The following is an 18,624-nucleotide window of genomic DNA, read 5'->3' as shown; positions in this document are numbered from 1 at the left end:
ACACAGCATGGCCGATCACGAGATCTTCGAACTCGGCGACTTCGTGCTCCAGTGCGGCAAGACGCTCCGCGCGGCCAAGCTCGCCTTCAAGACCTTTGGGACGCTGAGCCCGGCCAAGGACAACGCCATCGTCTATCCGACCTGGTACTCGGGCCAGCACACCGAGAACGAATGGCTTATCGGCTCCGGCAAGGCGCTCGACCCGAACAAGTACTTCATCATCATCCCGAACATGTTCGGCAACGGGCTCTCGTCCTCGCCGAGCAACACGCCCGCGCCTTGGAACGGGCCGCGCTTTCCCAACGTCACCGCCTACGACAATGTCCGCGCCCAGCACCGCCTCGTCACCGAGCATTTCGGCATCGAGACGCTGGTCCTGGTCACAGGCTGGTCGATGGGCGCGCTCCAGACCTACCACTGGGCGTCGATGTATCCCAACATGGTGCCGAAGATCCTGCCGTTTCAGGGCTCGGCCAAGTGCTCCCGGCACAATCACGTCTTCCTAGAGGGCGCCAAGGCGGCGCTCCAGGCCGACGCCGCCTGGGCCGAGGGCTGGTACACGAGTCCGCCGACGCGGGGCCTGCGCGCCTTCGGTCGGGTCTATGCCGGCTGGGGCATGTCCCAGACCTTCTACCGGCTCGAGGCCGACATCACCCACATGGGCTACGCCTCCCTGGAGGACTTCCTGATCGGCTTCTGGGAAGGCCTGTTCTACGAACGCGACGCCAACAACCTGCTCGCCATGCTGTGGACGTGGCAGCACGGCGACATCAGCGCCAACGACACCTTCAAGGGCGACTTCACGGCCGCCCTCGGCGCCATCCGCGCCAAGGCGATCCTGATGCCCGCCTCGACCGACCTGTATTTCCCGCCCGAGGACAACGCCATCGAGGCGGCCGCCATGCCGAACGCGAAACTGCGCGTGATCGACACGTGGTGGGGCCACTTCGCGGGCGGGCCCGGCACGAGCCCGGACGACATTAAGGTCCTCGACGACGCGCTCAAGGAGCTGCTCGCGAGCGGGTGAGAGACGCGCAGCGGCGCGCGGACGGGGCCTGCCCCGGAGTTTCAGGGAGCTGGAGACACAAGATGCCCGAGACGCTGATCAAGGTCGATCTCACGGAATCGGCCTACGACAACGACATGGTGCACAACCGCTGGCACCCCGACATCCCGATGGTCGCCTACGTGAAGCCCGGCGCGGACTTCATCGTCGAGACCTATGACTGGACCGGCGGCTTCATCAAGAACAACGATTCCGCCGACGACGTGCGCGACATCGACTTGTCGATCGTGCACTTCCTCTCGGGTCCCATCGGCGTCGAGGGCGCCGAGCCCGGCGACCTGCTGGTGGTCGACCTCCTCGACATCGGCGCCAAGCCCGAGAGCCAGTGGGGCTTCAACGGCTTCTTCTCGAAGAAGAACGGAGGCGGCTTTCTCGACGAGCACTTCCCGCAGGCCCAGAAGTCGATCTGGGACTTCGAGGGGCTGTTCACCAAGTCCCGCCACGTCCCGGGCGTGCGCTTTCCCGGCCTGATCCATCCCGGCCTGATAGGCTGCCTGCCCGATCCGAAGATGCTGGAGACCTGGAACACCCGCGAAAAGGCGCTCTACGACACCAACCCGGAGCGCGTCCCGGCGCTCGCCACGCTGCCCTTCGGGCCGACCGCCCATATGGGCCGCCTGACGGGCGAGGCGAAGGACGCGGCCGCCGCCACCGGCGCCCGCACGGTCCCGCCCCGCGAGCACGGCGGCAATTGCGACATCAAGGATCTGTCGCGCGGCTCGAAGATCTACTTCCCGGTCTACGTCCCCGGCGCTGGCCTCTCCATGGGCGACCTGCACTTCAGCCAGGGCGACGGCGAGATCACCTTCTGCGGCGCCATCGAGATGGCCGGCTGGGTCCATCTCAAGGTCGAGCTGATCAAGGACGGCATGGCCAAGTACGGGATCAAGAACCCGATCTTCAAGCCGTCGCCGATTACGCCGAAATACGACGACCACCTGATCTTCGAGGGAATCTCGGTCGACGAGCACGGCGGCCAGCATTACCTCGATGTCCACATCGCCTATCGGCAGGCCTGCCTGAACGCGATCGAGTACCTGAAGAAGTTCGGCTACTCGGGTGCGCAGGCCTACTCGATCCTCGGCACCGCGCCGGTCCAGGGCCACATCTCGGGGGTCGTCGACATCCCGAATGCCTGCGCGACGCTCTGGATACCGACTAAGATCTTCGAGTTCGACATCAACCCGGGCGCCGACGGACCGACTAAGTTCCTCGACGGCTCGATCCAGATGCCGCTCTCGCCCGATCTGTAATTGATTGTTGGGCGCGTCCGGTCTGACCGGACGCGACCTGCCCCCTCTCCCGTGCGGGAGAGGGTTGGGGTGAGGGATGCGACCTCTCCGGACAGTTCTCGCCCCTCACCCTGTCCCTCTTCCGCACGGGAGAGGGGACCCGCGCTTGATCGGCAGCCTTTCTGGAAGCACCCCATGCCCGTCTACGACTACGCCTGCGAAGCCTGCGGGCCCTTCACTGTGATGCGGCCGATGGCGGAGTTCCGCGAGCCTCATGCCTGTCCGGATTGCGGGGGCGCGAGCCAGCGGGCCTTTCTCACCGCGCCGCGCATCGCCGGCATGGATGCGGGCCTCAGGGCCGCCCACGCCACCAACGAGCGCAGCAGCCACGCGCCCAAGCGCTCGGGCAGTCACGGGGCGGGCTGCGGCTGCTGCCCACCCAAGACGGCGACCGCCGCCCCGGCCGCCGCCAAGAGCTTCCCGAAGGCGCGGCCCTGGATGATCAGCCACTGAGCCGCGCGCATCCGAAGGACGATCACGGTCAGGAGGACAGCACGCCATGATGCACGGAGACATCTCGTCCAGCCAGGACAGCGTCGGCGTCGCCGTCGTGAACTACAAGATGCCGCGCCTGCACACCCACGCGGAGGTGCTGGAGAACGCCAAGGCGATCGGCAAGATGATCGTCGGAATGAAGTCTGGCCTGCCCGGCCTCGACCTCGTGATCTTCCCGGAATACTCGACCCACGGCATCATGTACGACACCGCCGAGATGTACGAGACCGCCGCGACGGTCCCGGGCGCCGAGACGGAGATCTTCGCCGCCGCCTGCCGGGAGGCCAAGGTCTGGGGCGTGTTCTCGCTCACCGGCGAGCGCCACGAGGAGCACCCGCACAAGGCGCCCTACAACACCCTCATCCTGATGAACGACCAGGGCGAGATCGTCCAGAAGTACCGCAAGATCATGCCGTGGACGCCGATCGAGGGCTGGTATCCGGGCGACCGCACCTATGTGTCGGACGGGCCGAAGGGGCTGAAGATCAGCCTGATCATCTGCGACGATGGAAATTATCCCGAGATCTGGCGCGACTGTGCCATGCGGGGCGCCGAGCTGATCATCCGCTGCCAGGGCTACATGTACCCGGCCAAGGAGCAGCAGGTCGTCATCTCGAAGGCGATGGCCTTCGCAAACAATGTCTACGTTGCGGTCTCGAATGCCGCCGGGTTCGACGGCGTCTATACCTATTTTGGCCACTCGGCGATCATCGGCTTCGACGGCCGGACGCTCGGCGAATGCGGCGAGGAGGAGATGGGCATCCAGTACGCGGCCCTCTCCAAGTTCCTGATCCGGGACTTCCGCGCCCACGGTCAGTCGGAGAACCATCTCTTCAAGCTCTTGCACCGCGGCTATACGGGTATGATCAACTCGAAGGAGAACCGGCACGGGATGTCGGAATGTCCCTACGACTTTTACCGGCGCTGGATCGAAGATCCCGACGGAACCCGCGATGCTGTACGGGCTATCACGCGACAGAGCGTCGGGACCGACGAATGTCCGATCGAGGGTATCCCCTTCGTTGGTAAGGGCGAAGGGCCACCTCATCTCTGATCTATTGGGCCTGCCGAGCCTCGGCGGGCTCTATATTGCATGACGCCGTCGAGGCTTCTCCGCTCTCGTTCTTGGAACGGCACCTGCTGCAGCGAATGGCTGCATCCGTGACGTTTGATGCCGAGAGCGGACTAGCCGCTTTCTGCGAAGCTCCGCCATGCCGAAGCTCAAGGTTCGGCGAAACCGGTCGTTCGACTCCGCGTACGCGCCCTGACGCCGCCGGGGCAGTGGATCGATGATGGAGGCGCTCAGTCGATGATCCGTGAGCGCTTGCTGTGCCACTCCAATGCGCAGGCGAGCATCAGCCCCGCCGGCTCGGCTCCAATTTCTAGATCATCAGCCATCGCGTCTCGGAGTCGGATCGGGATCGGCGCCGCGCCGAGATCGTCCGGGTCTTACGGGCTGGTTTTCCGCTGTGGACGCAGCGGCAGGACGAGCACTGCAGCCGTCAGTCCGATCGCACCGCCGATGAGCGTCTCCCAAGCACGCGCGGCCAGAAGCAGCGTCGAACGCTCCCCGGTGGCAGCCAGCGTCACCATTAGCGTAAACGCGTAAGCTCCACAGGCGACGTCGTAACGCTCGGGGAGCGCCATGGCATAGACCACCAGCGCAAGCGCTGCTGCCAGCCAGAGGACGAGTGGCGCGTGCGCCGCGACCGGCAGGAGCATCAGGCCGAGTGGGACACCGACGAGCGTGCCCAGGATCCGGCGTCGAACCCGGTCCAGCGTGTCGGCGGCCGAGGCGCCGATGACGTAAGTGCACGCCGTGATGGCCCAGGCTGATTCTTCGAGGTGAAACGCGGCGCTCAGCAGGACGATGATCAAGGCCGCGAGCGCCGCCTGCAGTCCCATGCGCAGCTCACGGCCTCGCTGAGCAGGGCTTACGAGTTCGAGCGCACCGCTGATAGGCAGTGACACCGGTCGCTCGGCAGGGCCGCTGAGCACCCGCGGTACGATAGCGGCGACCGCCGCAACAACGCCGGCGAGCACGACGGTTGCGGTATCGGCGAGATGCAGAGACGCACCGTAGGCCAGCAACTGTCCGATGTAGACTTGCGACCCGACACCGGCCCCGAGCGTCCCGAACCGTTTCAGGTACCCAACCAAGAAGGCGCCTGTGATCAGCACCGCTTCCGGGCTGAGCCACGTGCCCAATCTGAATATCACCCCGAAGCCGATCATACTGACCGCACCTGCCACGGCCGCGGCACACAGGAGCAGGAGGTCACGGCTGGATGCGGCACGGGTCGTCTGACCTTCTGAGACGCTTGCCCAGAGTGCAAAACCGCCCGCTAGGGAACTCAGCACGCCGCCGTTGGCGACCTGATGAGGCTCCAGCACCGCGCCGAGCATCGCCGCGATACCATAGGCTGTGACCAGACGAAGGCCCTTGATGCGTCGGTGCGTGCCGGGATCGACGTGCTCCAGCCATTCCACGAGCAGGGTCGTCGGCTTGCTGGACGGCCGCCACTTCGCTCGCACCTTGGCGCCCCCATCTCCTATCGTTCGGATTCTCACTTCGGCTACATGCCACAGACCTGACCGGTGTTTTGGACCGGGTCAGTTGTGAGGCTACTGCATGCTGACAGCCGTGGGTAGGCTGTGCGGGATGTCAGCTTTCCTGTCTGACGTCCTCCGAAGCGGCCGGGCTGTCTTCGGCCAGACTACGTCACGCTGGATCTCCTGCGCGCAGGACCACACGTTCGGCGCGACGCCCACCCGGCAAGTCAGAACTCCGCCATCGCATGTAGCCGAGGCAAGTTGAGGATCCGCAGACGCCTCCTGGTCAGCTCAATCAGACCCATCTGCTCGAGTACCGGGAGCGTGCGGTTCACATGCACGGGCGTTCCAGCCAAACAACCTGAACAGACCTGCTCGGCAACCGCTACGCATGTGCGAAAAGTTCCATGCGGCGCCTGCTCAGCTCGAGGCTGAGCTTCGACTTCGGACCACTGAGCAGAGCCAGCGCCTACGCCGATATCGCTCGCGCCCAGACCGGGCGTCGAACTATCGAGACTACCATGTCTACTCTCATCCGCGCCGGCCTCTCGCTCGGCGCCGTCGCAACCTACGCCGGCCTATCCCGCCTCGCCTCTATCGAGGCCGGCATGGCGGCTGGCCGAGCCGCCGTCGAGCAACTGTTCAACAGTGACCTTGCCCCCCTGAAGACGAGTGCCGCCGCCGATCTGGCAAGCGGATCCTCTCTGCCGTTCCTGGCACTCCTCGCCGTGCTGGCGCTCATCTGGCTCGTTCCCGGACGCCGAGCGCCACTAGCAGCAGGTCTGCTCGGACTCGGCATCGTGGCCGCGCCTGAGCCGTCGCGCGCCTACTTCAGCAAGTACGACTACGGCGAGTACATCGAGATCCTGCCGAACCAGTCGGCCTTCATGATCCCGGAGAGCGGGGACACGAAGACGACGCAGGTGCAGTTCGGTTCGGAGCGGTTCCTGTCCGAGAGCAAGGTCGCGGCCAAGCGGGTGCAGATCCCGCACACCAAGCTTCCGAACACCGGCACGCTGTCGGACTACTACGTGCCGGCAGCCCGACTGATCATTGTCGACCGTACGCCCGTGTCGCGCGAATGGACGACGTCGGCCAACCGCGGCACGTCGAGCGCTGACCAGGGCTTTCGGTTCGAGACCGCTGAGTCAATCGGCTTGTCGACTTCGGTGGTCATCTCCGCCTTCGTGAAGGAGGAGGACGCAGCCAAATTCCTGTATTGGTTTGGCACCAAGCCGGCGGCTCAGGACACGGACGAGGCGCGCTTCGCCTCCGTGCTCTACGGCCGCTCGCTTGCCGAGGTGGTCGACGGCAACGTGCACCGCACGGTACAGGCCGCGCTCGCGCGCGAGTTCGGCAAGCGCACGACCGATGACGCTATCCACCAGAAGGCCGAGATCATGGCCTCCGTCGAGAAGGCGGTGGTCGATCAGTTCGCGCCGATGGGCATCACGGTGACGACGCTGGGCTTCGCTGACGAGTTGAGCTTCGAGAATGCCGCGATCCAGGCTGCGATCGACGAGACGTTCATGGCCGACAAGCGGGCGCAATCAGCCCAGGCGCAACTCGCCACGCTGCCGATCCAAGAGCGGATTCTCGATATGGAGATCCGCCGCTCGGACGCGCAGGCGCGTCAGACGTTGGCAGGCCGCTGGAACGGCAATGCCTCCGGATTTCTGCCGTCTTGGATTGTGGTCCCAAGCGAGCTCGTTGGGATGATCAAGGGCTGGTTTGGCGGTGGCGAGCCGAAGCCCGCAATGCCGGCCGTCAAGGGCTAAGGGCTTCGAATCAACTGGCAGTCCAAATTGGATCGGGGTGGGGTGTCCGCTTTTGCGGCCTGCCCACTCCGAAGCTGCCATTCCGTTTGCGGCGAGGGTCAGCCGCCGCACATTACCTGAGTGGACGGCTCAGACTGGTGGAAATCGGATTGTCCGCTTTCTGAAGTGCCAAGCTTGAGAATGCACATCGTAGGTTCGATTGAACTTGCCGTCGCAGCCTACAATGGTCTGGCAATGCCAGAGGTAGGTCGGGCTTTGGATCAATGGCCCAACTCACAGCTCGCACTTCATTCGGCCAGTTCGTGCATGACCTTGATGAGGTCGGCTTTGCCCTCGAAGCCGATGCCGGGCAGCTCCGGCATCGTGATGTATCCGTCTTTGACCGTGACCCCGTCAGGGAAGCCGCCGTAGGGCTGGAACAGGTCGGGGTAGCTTTCGTTGCCGCCGAGGCCCAGCCCCGCCGCGATGTTGAGTGACATCTGGTGCCCGCCGTGCGGGATGCAGCGTGAGGGCGACCACGCGAACTGATGCAACACATCAAGTGTGCGCAGGTACTCCACGAGCCCGTAGGACAGCGCGCAGTCGAACTGGAGGTAGTCCCGATCCGGCCGCATACCACCGTAGCGCAGGAGGTTGCGCGCATCCTGATGTGAGAACAGGTTCTCGCCGGTCGCCATGGGGCCAGGGTAGAACTCCGACAGGGCCGCCTGCAGTGCGTAGTCGAGCGGGTCGCCGACCTCCTCGTACCAGAACAGGGGATACTGGCGGAGCATCTTGGCGTAGGCGATGCCCTGCTCGAGATCGAAGCGTCCGTTCACGTCGACGGCGAGTTGCGCCTGCGAACCGATCTCTGTCAGCACCGCCTCGATGCGCCGTTGGTCCTCCTCAATCGACGCCCCGCCGATCTTCATCTTCACGACGTTGTAGCCGCGGTCGAGGTACCCGCGCATCTCGGCGCGCAGTTTGGTGTCGTCCTTGCCGGGATAGTAGTAGCCGCCGGCCGCGTAGACGAAGACCCGCGGATCCGCCTCCCGGCCCTTCTGCTCGGCGAGCAGCCGGAACAACGGCTTGCCTGCGATCTTCGCCGTGGCGTCCCAGATTGCCATGTCGAGAGTGCCCACCGCCACCGAGCGCTCGCCATGGCCACCGGGCTTCTCGTTCTTCATCATCGCTGCCCAGAGCTTGTGCGGGCAAAGGTTGTCCTCGGCCTCATTCAGCATGCTCGCGGGATCGGCTTCGAGCAGGCGATCGCGGAAGCGCTCGCGGATGAGACCGCCCTGGCCGTAGCGGCCGTTCGAGTTGAAGCCGTAGCCTACGACCCGCCGCCCGTCGCGCTCAACGTCTGTCACGACGGCGACGAGGCTCGTCGTCATCTTTGAGAAGTCGATGTAGGCGTTCCGGATGGGGGACGAGATCGGCTTGGTGACCTCGCAGACGTCAATGATACGCATGGTTGTTCTCCGATGTCGGGCGCAAGATGAAAGGGTTGGGCCGAGATCGAGTGGCCTTACTGCGCCACGGGTCGCGGTCCTGCCAGGATTGGCTCGGCCTTGGGTTCGGGCAGCGTGGCGCTGTCGATCGCAATCACCTCCCGGTCCGCGTAGGCGGCCTCGGCTTGCCGTTGGTCGAAGGCGCCTTCCCACTTCGCGACAGCGATGGTCGCCACCGCGTTGCCGATCAGGTTGGTGACAGCCCGCGCCTCGTTCATGAAGCGATCGACACCGAGAAGCAGCACGAGGCCGGCGACGGGCACGGTGTGGATGCTCGACAGCGTGGCAGCGAGGGTAACAAAACCTGCGCCCGCGACCCCGGCCGAACCCTTCGAGGTCAGGAGCAACACGCCGAGCACCACGAGTTGGTCGCCGATGGGAAGGGGCGTGTTGGTGGCCTGCGCGACGAAGATCGCCGCCATCGTCAGGTAGATGCAGGTGCCGTCGGCGTTGAAGGTGTAGCCGGTGGGCAGCACCAGCCCGACCACCGATTTGTCGCAGCCGAGTCGTTCAAGCTTGGCCAGCATCCGCGGCATCACCGCCTCGGTCGAGCAGGTACCGAAGGTGATGAGGATCTCGTCCTTGAAGTAGCTCAGCACCTTCATCAGCGGGAACCCGGTCCAGCGGGCGACCGAGCCGAGCACGAGAGCGACGAAAAGGATCGAGGTGACGTAGACGCAAAGCATGAGATAGGCGAGCGACCAAACCGTGCCCAGGCCGTACCGGCCGATGGTAAAGGCGACGCCGGCCCCCGCGCCGATGGGTGCAAGCCGCATCACCATGGCGACGATGCGAAACATCGCGTCGAGCAGACTATCGACGATGGCCACGACGGGCTTGCCGCGCTCGCCGGCTTGGACCAGGGCGAGGCCGAGAAGCACCGAGATCAGGATGATCTGGAGCATGGCGCCCTTGGCAAAAGCATCCACGATCGTCGTCGGGATAATGTCCATGAGGAAGCCGACAACCCCCGGCTGAGCTTCCGCAACTTTCGCGTAGCCGGCGACGGCTCCGCCGTTGATGTGCGAGGGATCGATGTTCATGCCGACGCCGGGCTTCATGACGTTGACGACCAAAAGGCCAATCACGAGCGCCAGCGTCGAGACCACCTCGAAGTAGAAGAGGGCCCGGACACCAATCCGACCGACTTCCTTCAAGTTGCCCATCTTGGCGATGCCGACGACAATCGTGCCGAAGATGACCGGCGCGAGCAGCATCTTGATAAGCTTGATGAAGCCGTCCGCGAGCGGCTGGAGCGTCACACCTATGCTCGGGGCGAAGTATCCGAGCAGCGCACCGAGCACGAGGCCGATGAAGACCTGGATGTAGAGCTTGCTGAGCCATGCCTTCATGGTGGCGTTCCTCCACGATCGACGGATCGGACGACGGCTTGCGGCGCCCCTCGGCTGGGAGCTTGGTGCCCACCTACGGCTGGACGGGATGCCGGGGCCAATGCCATGTTCGAGGCGCGCTATGCACAAACGGCATCACGGGACATGGATCTCGACTGGCTTAGGGACTTCCTTGCTCTCGTTGAGCATCGAACGTTCTCACGTGCGGCCGATGCTCGAAACGTTACACAGCCTGCGTTCAGCCGGCGCATTCGTTCGCTGGAGGACTGGGTCGGCACGCCGTTGTTCGACCGCAGTTCGCAGGGCGCGAGTCCCACGCCAGCGGGACGGCACTTCGTGTTGCCCGCGCAGCATCTGCTGCGCGATCTTGAACGGTCCCAGCGCGAGACCCAGGCGATCGGGCAGCGCGAAACCGCCGGCCTGTCGATCGCAGCGACGCATGCGCTCTCGTTCACGTTTTTCCCGAATTGGATCAGAAACGTGCTGCAGCCCCAGGCTCTCGGCACGCTCAATCTGATCTCGGACAGCATGGCGGCCTGCGAGCAGTTGATGCTCACCGGACAGGTGCACTTCCTGCTGTGTCACTTCCACGCGGCGGCCGGCATGCGCTTCCCGGCCGAGAGCTTTCCGAGCGTCTGGGTCGGCAAGGACGTGCTGGTCCCGTTCAGCGCGGTCGATGCGGCGGGGCAAGCGCGCTGGACACTACCAGGAACCCCGACTGCACCGACGCCCTATTTAGCCTACGGCCAGGCATCGGGCCTTGGGCGCATCGTTACGGCTTGCCAGGGCGGCATGTTGGCCGATCTTACGCCAAGCCTCACGTCGCATTTGGCCGCAACCCTGGCGCCGATGGTTCGAGCGGGTCACGGCGTCGCCTGGCTCCCGCAGACGCTCGTGGCGGACGATCAGGCCCACGGCCGCCTAGTACGGGCGGGGCCGGCGCGCTTCGATATCCCGGTCGAGGTGCGACTGTTCCGCTGCCTTCGTACGCGCAACAAGTCTGCAGACCAACTGTGGAACACCGTCAGCAGCGGGACCAGCTTGGAATGACGTTTGCTCTCGAGCGTTGCTCGCGCTGCATTCTTTGTTGTCTTTGATCAAGTGGTAACCGTCCGCTTTTGCCGTGTTCTTTCTCCGAGGCTGCCATTCTGCTTACGGCTAAATCGCGCCATGCCGGCTCGTCAGTGGGCGCAACCCGGCCGTACGGTTATTGCGCCCATCTCCGCCATTCAGCGAATCTGACAGCCACCCTCAAGCAGACTTATGTCACCCTATCGCCTGATATCAGTTCAGCGATGGGCCCTCGCACCAGCCCTTCAGAAAGACTTTCGTTGCTGAGCCTGGCTTCGCCCGCCTAAGGTTGGCCATGGAAGCTGAGCGCTCGATACGCACCCTGCGCACTATCTTCGCCGCCGACGTGGTGGGCTACAGCCGCCATATGAGCGAGGCAGAGAGTCAAACCATCGCCTCGCTCGCCCGCCATCGTGAGATCATCGACGGCCTGATCGCGAAGTTGGGGGGACGCATTTTCACCACGGCAGGAGACAGCGTCGTGGCTGAGTTCGACAGCCCCAGCGCAGCGGTCCGATGCGCATGCGATACTCAGAAAGCCATCGCCGCCTTCCACGAGGTCGCCACAAATCTGCGTCCGCTCAAGTTTCGTATCGGCATCCACACGGGGGACGTACTACGCCGCGGTGACAGCCTCATCGGCGATGCGGTCAATGTCGCCGCGCGGCTGGAGAGCTTCGCCCCAGTCGGGGGGCTGCTGATCTCGCGAGAGGTTATGGACTTCCTCGACCCGGAGACAGCAGCGCCGTTCCGTTTTCGAGGATACGAGACGCTCAAAGATATCGCTCGCCCGATCGCCCTGTACGAGATCAATACCGTACCGGCTTCCCGCACGTTGCTGTTCAAGCGCGCGTGGCGGCGCTGGCGGATATCGATCGCCGCTGCGGCCGGGCTTATTGCATTTGCGTATGTTTTTGCGGCCTATGACGGTATCGCTTTTCTCAAGGTTGGGATCGGCTACCGCATGGCCGCAGCCAATACAGTGTTGCCGCACGATCCCCCTTCGGGCTGGCTGACGCCCGGGCAACGGATGCTCATCGATGATGGCTCATGCGCCGTTGGGCAAATACGCGAGGTCTCCGGTGGCAACATGACGCTCGGATTGTCCCGCGGCGAGCGTTGTGTGCCGCGGCCATGATCGTGCGGCACAACAACGATGTGAAGTGTCGCCGGGCGTGTGGGGCATGGTGATGAAACACGAGCCCCAGTTCCAGACCGCCAAACGGACTTTGCGAACGATTTTAGCGGTCGAGGTCGTCGACTTCACAAGTCATATGAACGCAGCCGAGGAGGATACGGTCGTCGCGCTGGCTCGCCACCGCACTGCCATTGACAGTTTGATCGCCAGCCGCGGCGGGCGCGTTTTTACGACGGCCCCGAACAACGTGCTTGCCGAGTTCGAGAGCCCGGTCGAGGCGGCGCGATGCGCGCTCGAGATCCAGGAGAGCGTCGGTAGTCTGCATTACGCAGCGGAGGCCGGACGCCCGCTTCGGTTCCGTATCGGCATCCATACCGGTGACGTCTTGCGCACGGGCGACAACCTCCTGGGCGACGCGGTTAACATCGCCGCGCGGCTCGAAGGGATAGCCGAGCCCGACAGCATCTTCATTTCCCGTGAAGTGAAAGAGTTCATCGAAGCGAAACTGACGGTGCAGTTCCGATTTCATGGAAACAAGGCGCTCAAGAACATCCCGCGCCCCGTCGCAGCCTACGAGATCAGCGCTATGCCGATCACTGGCTGGCGGTTAATCGGGCGGCAGGTGAGGCGCTTCCACCGAAAGCTACTGGTCGCACTCAGCCTCGCCATCGTCCTCTGCGGTCTTGCCTACCTCGCCTACGACAGCACTCAGCGGATCCGCACTGGAGTCAGCGCGCAGATCGCTCCAAAGACCGGGATTCTTGATAAGGATCCCGCACCAGGCACGCTGGCCTACGGCAAAAAGGTGCTCGTGAACGACGGCTCATGCCCCACGGGACAGATCAAGGAAGTGACTGGCGGGAACAACAATATCAACGTTCCTCGGTCTAATCGCTGCATTGATCGACCGTAGGCGTTGATGCGGCGTGCTCTGACGAAGGACTCTCCAAGATGATGTTTTGGCTTGTCGGAGTCATTCTCTTGACGGTGGGATCGGTCGTCAGCGCTGAGGCGGCTGAGGTCTACCGTTCAGGCGCGACCGTCGTTTTGCGTGGACGGATCGAGGCTGGTGACGACCTCAAATATGCGGCGGTCGCCCCGCAAGGCAGCTACCAAGCGGTCGATCTATCGAGCATCGGCGGCGACTTGGCGGTAGCAGCTCCGATCGCACGCAACATCAAGGCTACCGGCGCTGTGACGATCTACGATGCAGCACACGGCCCTTGCTCCAGCACGTGCACCATACTGTTCGCGGCTGGGGCACGGCGGCACTACGTAAACAGCCAAGACATCCGCGAGGGGATCGGTCGGCAGGGCAAGCGCGGGCTCGGTTTCCATCTGGCGCGTGGCTACGAGCCCAGCAGCAGTGGCCGCGCTATGGGCAACATGACGGCGCTCTACTACGAGATGGGGAGCCCCGCGGGGGCAGAGCTGTCGAGCAGGTCGCCCAACGGAACGGCCTATTACATCTCGGGCTCGACCGCGATGTCGACTGGCGTGGCAACGAGTCTTGGTCGACCGTGATTGATAATCGCTTTCTCGGCGGGTGAATCGAGGAAGTTCGCGACCTCGGTCCAGCTCATAACTCATCGATGATGCCGGTAGTCGGCGTCCAAGTTGCCACGCCGATCTACAGCTTACTGGTGTCCGAGCGGCGAACTCATGTCGCACACCGGGATCGAACCGGCGATAAGCGTCGCCGCATCCGGCCTCACCCCCTACGCTCGGCTTGATCGCAGGCGTGCGACCTCGCTTGGCCCAATCTCCAGGTAGAAGCGAATGGCATCGTCGACCAGCGCCTCGGGCGTGACACCCGCCGCCTTCGCGGCCCGAGTGACCTGGAGGCCAAGTGCAAGATCGACGTGCAGGTCGGCACCTTTTCTCGGCGAAGCTGCTTCGGCCGCAGGGGCCGGTATGGGCGCAGCACTGTTGCGCGCCTCGAGTTTGCCAAGCTTCGCTTCGCGACGGCCCCGGTGAACGAGAGCATCGGCGCGCTCATTGAGTCGGTCGCCAGCATGCCCCCGGATCCAGGTCCATTTCACGTCGCGCGTCGCATTCAGTTCGTCGAGGCGCTTCATGAGGTCGACGTTCTTCACGTCACCCGTCGTCGTGCGCCAGCCTTTCGCCTTCCAACCGTGCATCCACTCGGTCACCGATTTGACGACGTATTGGCTGTCGCACCGCATCTCGATCGCGGCCCCGACCGAGAAATGCTCGAGGCCCTTGATCGCAGCCGTCAACTCCATGCGGTTGTTGGTCGTGGTGCCGGGCTCCCCGCCACATAGCTCGATTGTGCCGTCCGGGGCGGCAACGACGACCCCCCAACCACCAGGGCCAGGGTTAGGGTCGCAACCTCCATCGGCATAAACGATCGTTCGCATCGTGGCGTCAGCCCTTCCGAATGGCGTGGTCGATGAGAAGCCGCCATCGATGCCTGAAATTGGCTGACAGATGGTATCCCCACCCGAGGCTGGTACCGCTCGATGGCGGCGAGCCGAGCAGCATATCCATCGCCAGGACATTACAGGAAGGTCAAACCTGGCGCTCGTCAGCGAGATCGAGGTGTCGCAAATCAGTCGCTCCTGACGGAGTGGCCATCTGCAGCGCTTAAGTCAAAACCCGACCGGTTTGGCAACGCGAAGAACTGCTCGCGACGCCGAGCCATATTTGCGGGGGGCCAACAACTATCTGCAGGGCTAGCATGGGTTGGGATGCGCTCGTCCGCTCTCCCGGCGTCACTCCTCGGAAGCAGCTATACCGCTCTCGGCCAGTTCCAGCCTTGCCGGCATGTGCTGCAATGACTGGGTAGGGTGAAAACCGGCGCGTCCGCTTCCGGGCGAGAACTGACCGAAGCAGTCGTGGCCGTCAGGCCCGCAGTCGTCCGACCCGTCCCGCATATTGGGAGGGGTTCACACACGGCGAGAGTCGTGAGGTTGCCGAGATCCGCTACGGTACCATCGCCCCCTGCGTCTCCACATAGACCGCGTAGATCGAGGTGCTCGCTGCCATGAACAGCCGGTTCCGCTTCGGCCCGCCGAAACAGAGATTGGCACAGGTCTCGGGCAGGTGGATCTTGCCGATCAGGTCGCCCGACGGCGCGTAGCAGCGCACGCCGTCCTCGTTCGGGTCAGCCCATCCCATGGAGCACCAGACGTTACCGTCGATGTCGGTGCGGACGCCGTCGGTGAAGCCCGGGGCGAAGCCTTCCGCGAAGACGCGATCGCCGGTGAGCCGGTCGCCCTCGACCGTGAAGGCGCGGATATTGGATCGCCCGTCATGGGTGATGCCGGAATCGACGACGTAGAGCGTCTTCTCGTCGGGCGAGAAGGCGAGGCCGTTCGGCCGGTCGATGCCCTCTGCCGCCACCTGGGCCTGTCCGGTCGAGAGGTCGAGCCGGTAGACCCGTGTCGGCAGTTCCGCCTTGGCCTTGTGACCTTCGTAGTTCCCGTCGATGCCGTAACCCGGATCGGTGAACCAGATCGCGTTATCGGAGGCCACAATCACGTCGTTGGGCGCGTTGAGCGGCTTGCCGTCGAACGTGTCGATCAGGACAGTGATCGTTCCGTCCGGCTCGGTGCGGGTCACCCGGCGGGTGTCGTGCTCGCAGGTGATCAGCCGACCCTGGCGGTCGCGGGTGTTACCGTTCGCGTAGTTCGCGTTCGCCCGATAGACGCTGACGTGGCCGTTCTCGAGCCAGCGCATGATCCGGTTGTTCGGGATGTCGCTCCACAGCAGGTAACCGCCGTCCCGGAAGTAGACCGGTCCTTCCGCCCACCGGAAGCCTGTGGCGATGCGCTCGATGGCGGCGTTGCCGACCTTGTAGCGGAAACGCTTGTCGAGCGCCTCAACCCGCGGATCGGGATAGCGCGTGCCCGGCAGGTCTCCCAGGGGCAACCGGTCGGCCTGCGCCACGACCGTGGTCGCCACCAGGGCGGCGGCATCCACCAGGACATCACGTCGGTTCATCGCTCGTCTCCCCTGTCCGGTCTTCGAGCCGGACGGGGGATTGTACGGAAGCCGGGCGCTGTGTCTCGCGGATTTCGGGATGTGACGCTGGTAAGCGGACGCTCCGCGAACAGCCTGCCGTCATCGGCAAGGTTCGAATGCCGCCCGCGTCGCCGCCGAGCCGGGGGAATGCTCATCGCTCGGAACCGAACTGGTGACATCGGTGCACGTCCGCATCCCCCGGTGGATGGTGTTGGCGGAGCCCAGACCCGGCATGCGTGCGATGTCGTCCACGCCTCGATGTGGAAGGGAAGCTGTGCGTTTTTGCCCCAAGTCGTCGGCAGTTCGCCAAGGTCCTTCGGGACCTATCTGAGTTCGAAAGTCGCTTTGCTCGCAGGTTGAAGATCCTTGCGGAACGAATCTCAGCCTTCTTCACGTACTGAAATATAATTGAGCTTGGCCGCAGGTTCATCGTCTTTCGAGGCTAAAACAATGCGTTACCTTCCCGCTGGCTTATTCGCGCTCGCTATGATGGCAGCACCCGCTATCGCGTTGGACGCTGGGGATACAATGCAGGCCTGGGCCAGCGCATCGCCGAAGGACAAAGATAATCTACTGCGCAATCTAGACACGTCGGGTGTTGGGACTGGCTCCCGAGATCGTGTGCGCTCTTGCCTTGATGATACCTCTAGAACGGCCGGGCACTCGAGTTTGCCGATCTCAGAGGTGGCAAAGGCTTGCTTTGAACAGGCTGCGCGGGAAAATATATAGGCCCTTCAATGCGTCCATACCGAGGCACTTAAGGCGTTGAGCCGACACCAGCGGCAAAGAGCAGGTCACCAACCAAATGCGGAGTCGGCGACCTGCTGCGCGCAAGCCGCTCGCTCGGGCAACGATGAATGACTGCTCGGGGTGGTTTTCGTCTTTGCGCTTCCCCAAGGCAGATGCATCGAAGCGAACATAACCGGGGTCCGACCACGACCTATGGCAGACGAATGACTCCTTTCTCGGTAGGGCATCCCGCATGACGGAACACACGAGCATCCACGTGCGGCGTGCCGATCATGTCGGCTTCGCGGTCGCCTGCCTCGACGAAGCCCTTCGGTTCTGGGTCGGCGGGCTCGGCGCGCGACTCGTGCGGACGGGGGAGATGGGAGGCGAATTTCTCGGTCAGGTGACCGGAGCGCATGGGGCGACGGTGCGCATGGCGATCGTTTCGCTCGCGGATCAGACGATCGAACTTCTGGAGTATCAGGGTCCGGACCGACCGAGCGCGCCGGCCAAGCCGTCCGACCCTGGCTTCGCTCATCTGGCACTTATGGTCGATGATCTCGACGCGCTCCTGGTGCGGATCGCCCCCTACGGCTGGAAGGCGCAAGGCATTCCGCAGCCGCTTGCGAGCGGTGCGCGGGCTGGAACGAGGGTAATCTACGCTGTTGGCCCTGACGGCGCGACAATCGAGTTCATGCAGCCGCCAGCTTCCGTCTCAGATTTCTGATGCCGTCGGGCGGGAACCGCTTGCCATCCCGATCCGAAGTCGACAGAGGCCCGGCGAACGACCGCTATAGAGGAGCCTCGACGGCAGTCCGGGCGACCGCATCGGATCGATAGGAGGCTGTCCGCTTTCCCGTCCGGCCTTCTCCAAAGCGGGCCTGCCGCTTTCGGCCACTTCCGGTCTCGTCCACCCGGATCAATAAACGGCAGGGTTGGGTGGATTGCAGCTGTTCCGGTTTGGGAAGCGGGTCCGACAAAAGCAGACGCTCGGCAATTGGCTGCTAATGGCCGAAAGCGGAATGACCGCTTCGGAGCGAGCCCGCCGTACAGGCGGACGGCCGTGTCCGAGCCTCAACGCATCCCGGTGTATCCCGCATATCCTCAGTGCGTCCCGGGCATTGCGGCAGCAGCCCACGGCCCGTTCGAAAGCGGATGCGTCGCCACCTGCGAAGCAGGGGCGTAGCTTCCACCGATCACCACCAGCAGCAATCCGCCGACCAGACCGAAATTCTTGAGAAAGTCCCAGAGGTGCGCCCGGCCTTCGCCCTTCCGCGACCAGAAGCGCGGAAAGGTCCAGAACTGATGGTACATCACCGCTGTCACCGCACAGAAACCGGCGAGCACGAGAGCTGCGGCTCTGTCCCATAAGCCGGCTACGATCAGCAGCGGTGTTATCGCTTCGACGGCAATGCCCAGAATAAGAACGAGGCTGGGAAACGGAAGTGGGCCGGATTTCGCCTGCTTTATCGCCTCATCCCAATGGGCAACCTTATCGTAGGCGCTTAAGGGAAACATGCCGACGAGGCAGATTTTGGCGGCCAGGGGAATGGCCACCAGATTGATCCAAATCATATGAAAGCCTTGTCGGGATAGGTAAGCGGTCTCAGGCACAAGACCGCCCTGAGGAACTCGCACCTTCAACGTTCTCACGAAAGAGCGGTCTTCCGCAA

Annotated in this window: 17 protein-coding genes; 10 read left to right on the top strand and 7 right to left on the bottom strand. The window is 63.8% G+C overall.

Translation table 11 applies throughout. From position 1 onward, the window contains the following. Positions 1–7: 7 nt before the first annotated feature. The 4 genes from ACLBX9_RS08190 (at position 8) to ACLBX9_RS08175 (ending at position 3,907) form a co-directional block, all read left to right on the top strand. Positions 8–1,027, top strand: a complete 1,020-nt coding sequence (locus ACLBX9_RS08190; protein ID WP_447718567.1) for an alpha/beta fold hydrolase — start codon at positions 8–10, stop codon at positions 1,025–1,027. Positions 1,028–1,089: 62 nt separating this feature from the next. Beyond that, a complete protein-coding gene (gene fmdA / locus ACLBX9_RS08185) occupies positions 1,090–2,319 on the top strand; it encodes a formamidase (protein WP_447718566.1) in 1,230 nt (409 codons plus the stop codon). A gap of 174 nt (positions 2,320–2,493) precedes the next feature. Beyond that, positions 2,494–2,811: an FmdB family zinc ribbon protein gene (locus ACLBX9_RS08180; protein WP_447718565.1), complete on the top strand. Its 318-nt coding sequence runs from the start codon at positions 2,494–2,496 to the stop codon at positions 2,809–2,811. Positions 2,812–2,857: 46 nt separating this feature from the next. Further along, the gene (locus ACLBX9_RS08175) at positions 2,858–3,907 is read left to right on the top strand and encodes an aliphatic amidase (protein ID WP_447718564.1); all 1,050 of its coding nucleotides are present in this window, start codon (positions 2,858–2,860) and stop codon (positions 3,905–3,907) included. A gap of 395 nt (positions 3,908–4,302) precedes the next feature. Here ACLBX9_RS08175 and ACLBX9_RS08170 read toward each other — a convergent pair whose 3' ends face one another. Together ACLBX9_RS08170 and ACLBX9_RS08165 are read right to left on the bottom strand one after the other, a co-directional pair. Further along, positions 4,303–5,343, bottom strand: a complete 1,041-nt coding sequence (locus ACLBX9_RS08170; protein ID WP_447718563.1) for an FUSC family protein — start codon at positions 5,341–5,343, stop codon at positions 4,303–4,305. Between the two features lie 290 nt (positions 5,344–5,633). Beyond that, positions 5,634–5,762, bottom strand: a complete 129-nt coding sequence (locus tag ACLBX9_RS08165) for a helix-turn-helix domain-containing protein (protein WP_447718562.1) — start codon at positions 5,760–5,762, stop codon at positions 5,634–5,636. 165 nt (positions 5,763–5,927) lie between these two features. Between ACLBX9_RS08165 and ACLBX9_RS08160 the strand changes: the two genes are divergently transcribed. After that, a complete protein-coding gene (locus tag ACLBX9_RS08160) occupies positions 5,928–7,184 on the top strand; it encodes a hypothetical protein (protein ID WP_447718561.1) in 1,257 nt (418 codons plus the stop codon). A 287-nt stretch (positions 7,185–7,471) separates the two neighbouring features. Here the strand turns inward: ACLBX9_RS08160 and ACLBX9_RS08155 are convergent, their stop codons facing one another. Together ACLBX9_RS08155 and dctA are read right to left on the bottom strand one after the other, a co-directional pair. Further along, positions 7,472–8,635: a mandelate racemase/muconate lactonizing enzyme family protein gene (locus ACLBX9_RS08155; RefSeq protein WP_447718560.1), complete on the bottom strand. Its 1,164-nt coding sequence runs from the start codon at positions 8,633–8,635 to the stop codon at positions 7,472–7,474. Positions 8,636–8,691: 56 nt separating this feature from the next. Next, the gene (dctA, locus tag ACLBX9_RS08150) at positions 8,692–10,026 is read right to left on the bottom strand and encodes a C4-dicarboxylate transporter DctA (RefSeq protein WP_447718559.1); all 1,335 of its coding nucleotides are present in this window, start codon (positions 10,024–10,026) and stop codon (positions 8,692–8,694) included. 105 nt (positions 10,027–10,131) lie between these two features. Between dctA and ACLBX9_RS08145 the strand changes: the two genes are divergently transcribed. From ACLBX9_RS08145 to ACLBX9_RS08130, 4 genes are all read left to right on the top strand, one after another. Then, the gene (locus tag ACLBX9_RS08145; RefSeq protein ID WP_447718558.1) at positions 10,132–11,076 is read left to right on the top strand and encodes a LysR family transcriptional regulator; all 945 of its coding nucleotides are present in this window, start codon (positions 10,132–10,134) and stop codon (positions 11,074–11,076) included. A gap of 316 nt (positions 11,077–11,392) precedes the next feature. Continuing rightward, a complete protein-coding gene (locus ACLBX9_RS08140) occupies positions 11,393–12,235 on the top strand; it encodes a DUF6719 family protein (protein ID WP_447718557.1) in 843 nt (280 codons plus the stop codon). 25 nt (positions 12,236–12,260) lie between these two features. Continuing rightward, complete coding sequence (locus ACLBX9_RS08135) at positions 12,261–13,148, top strand: DUF6719 family protein (RefSeq protein ID WP_447718556.1); 888 nt, start codon at positions 12,261–12,263, stop codon at positions 13,146–13,148. Between the two features lie 38 nt (positions 13,149–13,186). After that, positions 13,187–13,759, top strand: a complete 573-nt coding sequence (locus ACLBX9_RS08130; protein WP_447718555.1) for a hypothetical protein — start codon at positions 13,187–13,189, stop codon at positions 13,757–13,759. A gap of 194 nt (positions 13,760–13,953) precedes the next feature. On the opposite strand, the gene rnhA is transcribed toward ACLBX9_RS08130, so the two are convergent. Together rnhA and ACLBX9_RS08120 are read right to left on the bottom strand one after the other, a co-directional pair. Next, positions 13,954–14,616 (bottom strand): ribonuclease HI, encoded by a 663-nt coding sequence (gene rnhA, locus ACLBX9_RS08125; protein WP_447718554.1) that lies wholly within the window; start codon positions 14,614–14,616, stop codon positions 13,954–13,956. A gap of 565 nt (positions 14,617–15,181) precedes the next feature. Further along, positions 15,182–16,201, bottom strand: coding sequence for an SMP-30/gluconolactonase/LRE family protein (locus tag ACLBX9_RS08120; RefSeq protein WP_447718553.1), 1,020 nt, complete (start codon positions 16,199–16,201; stop codon positions 15,182–15,184). Positions 16,202–17,204: 1,003 nt separating this feature from the next. Between ACLBX9_RS08120 and ACLBX9_RS08115 the strand changes: the two genes are divergently transcribed. Next, a complete protein-coding gene (locus ACLBX9_RS08115) occupies positions 17,205–17,678 on the top strand; it encodes a VOC family protein (protein ID WP_447718552.1) in 474 nt (157 codons plus the stop codon). Positions 17,679–18,055: 377 nt separating this feature from the next. On the opposite strand, the gene ACLBX9_RS08110 is transcribed toward ACLBX9_RS08115, so the two are convergent. Further along, positions 18,056–18,508 carry a DoxX family protein gene (locus tag ACLBX9_RS08110; protein ID WP_447718551.1) on the bottom strand — a complete coding sequence of 151 codons (453 nt, stop codon included), beginning with the start codon at positions 18,506–18,508 and terminating at the stop codon, positions 18,056–18,058. Positions 18,509–18,624: the final 116 nt, after the last annotated feature.

The organism is Methylobacterium sp. A49B (assembly GCF_053346215.1).
This window is presented reverse-complemented; position numbering and strand designations above follow the sequence as displayed.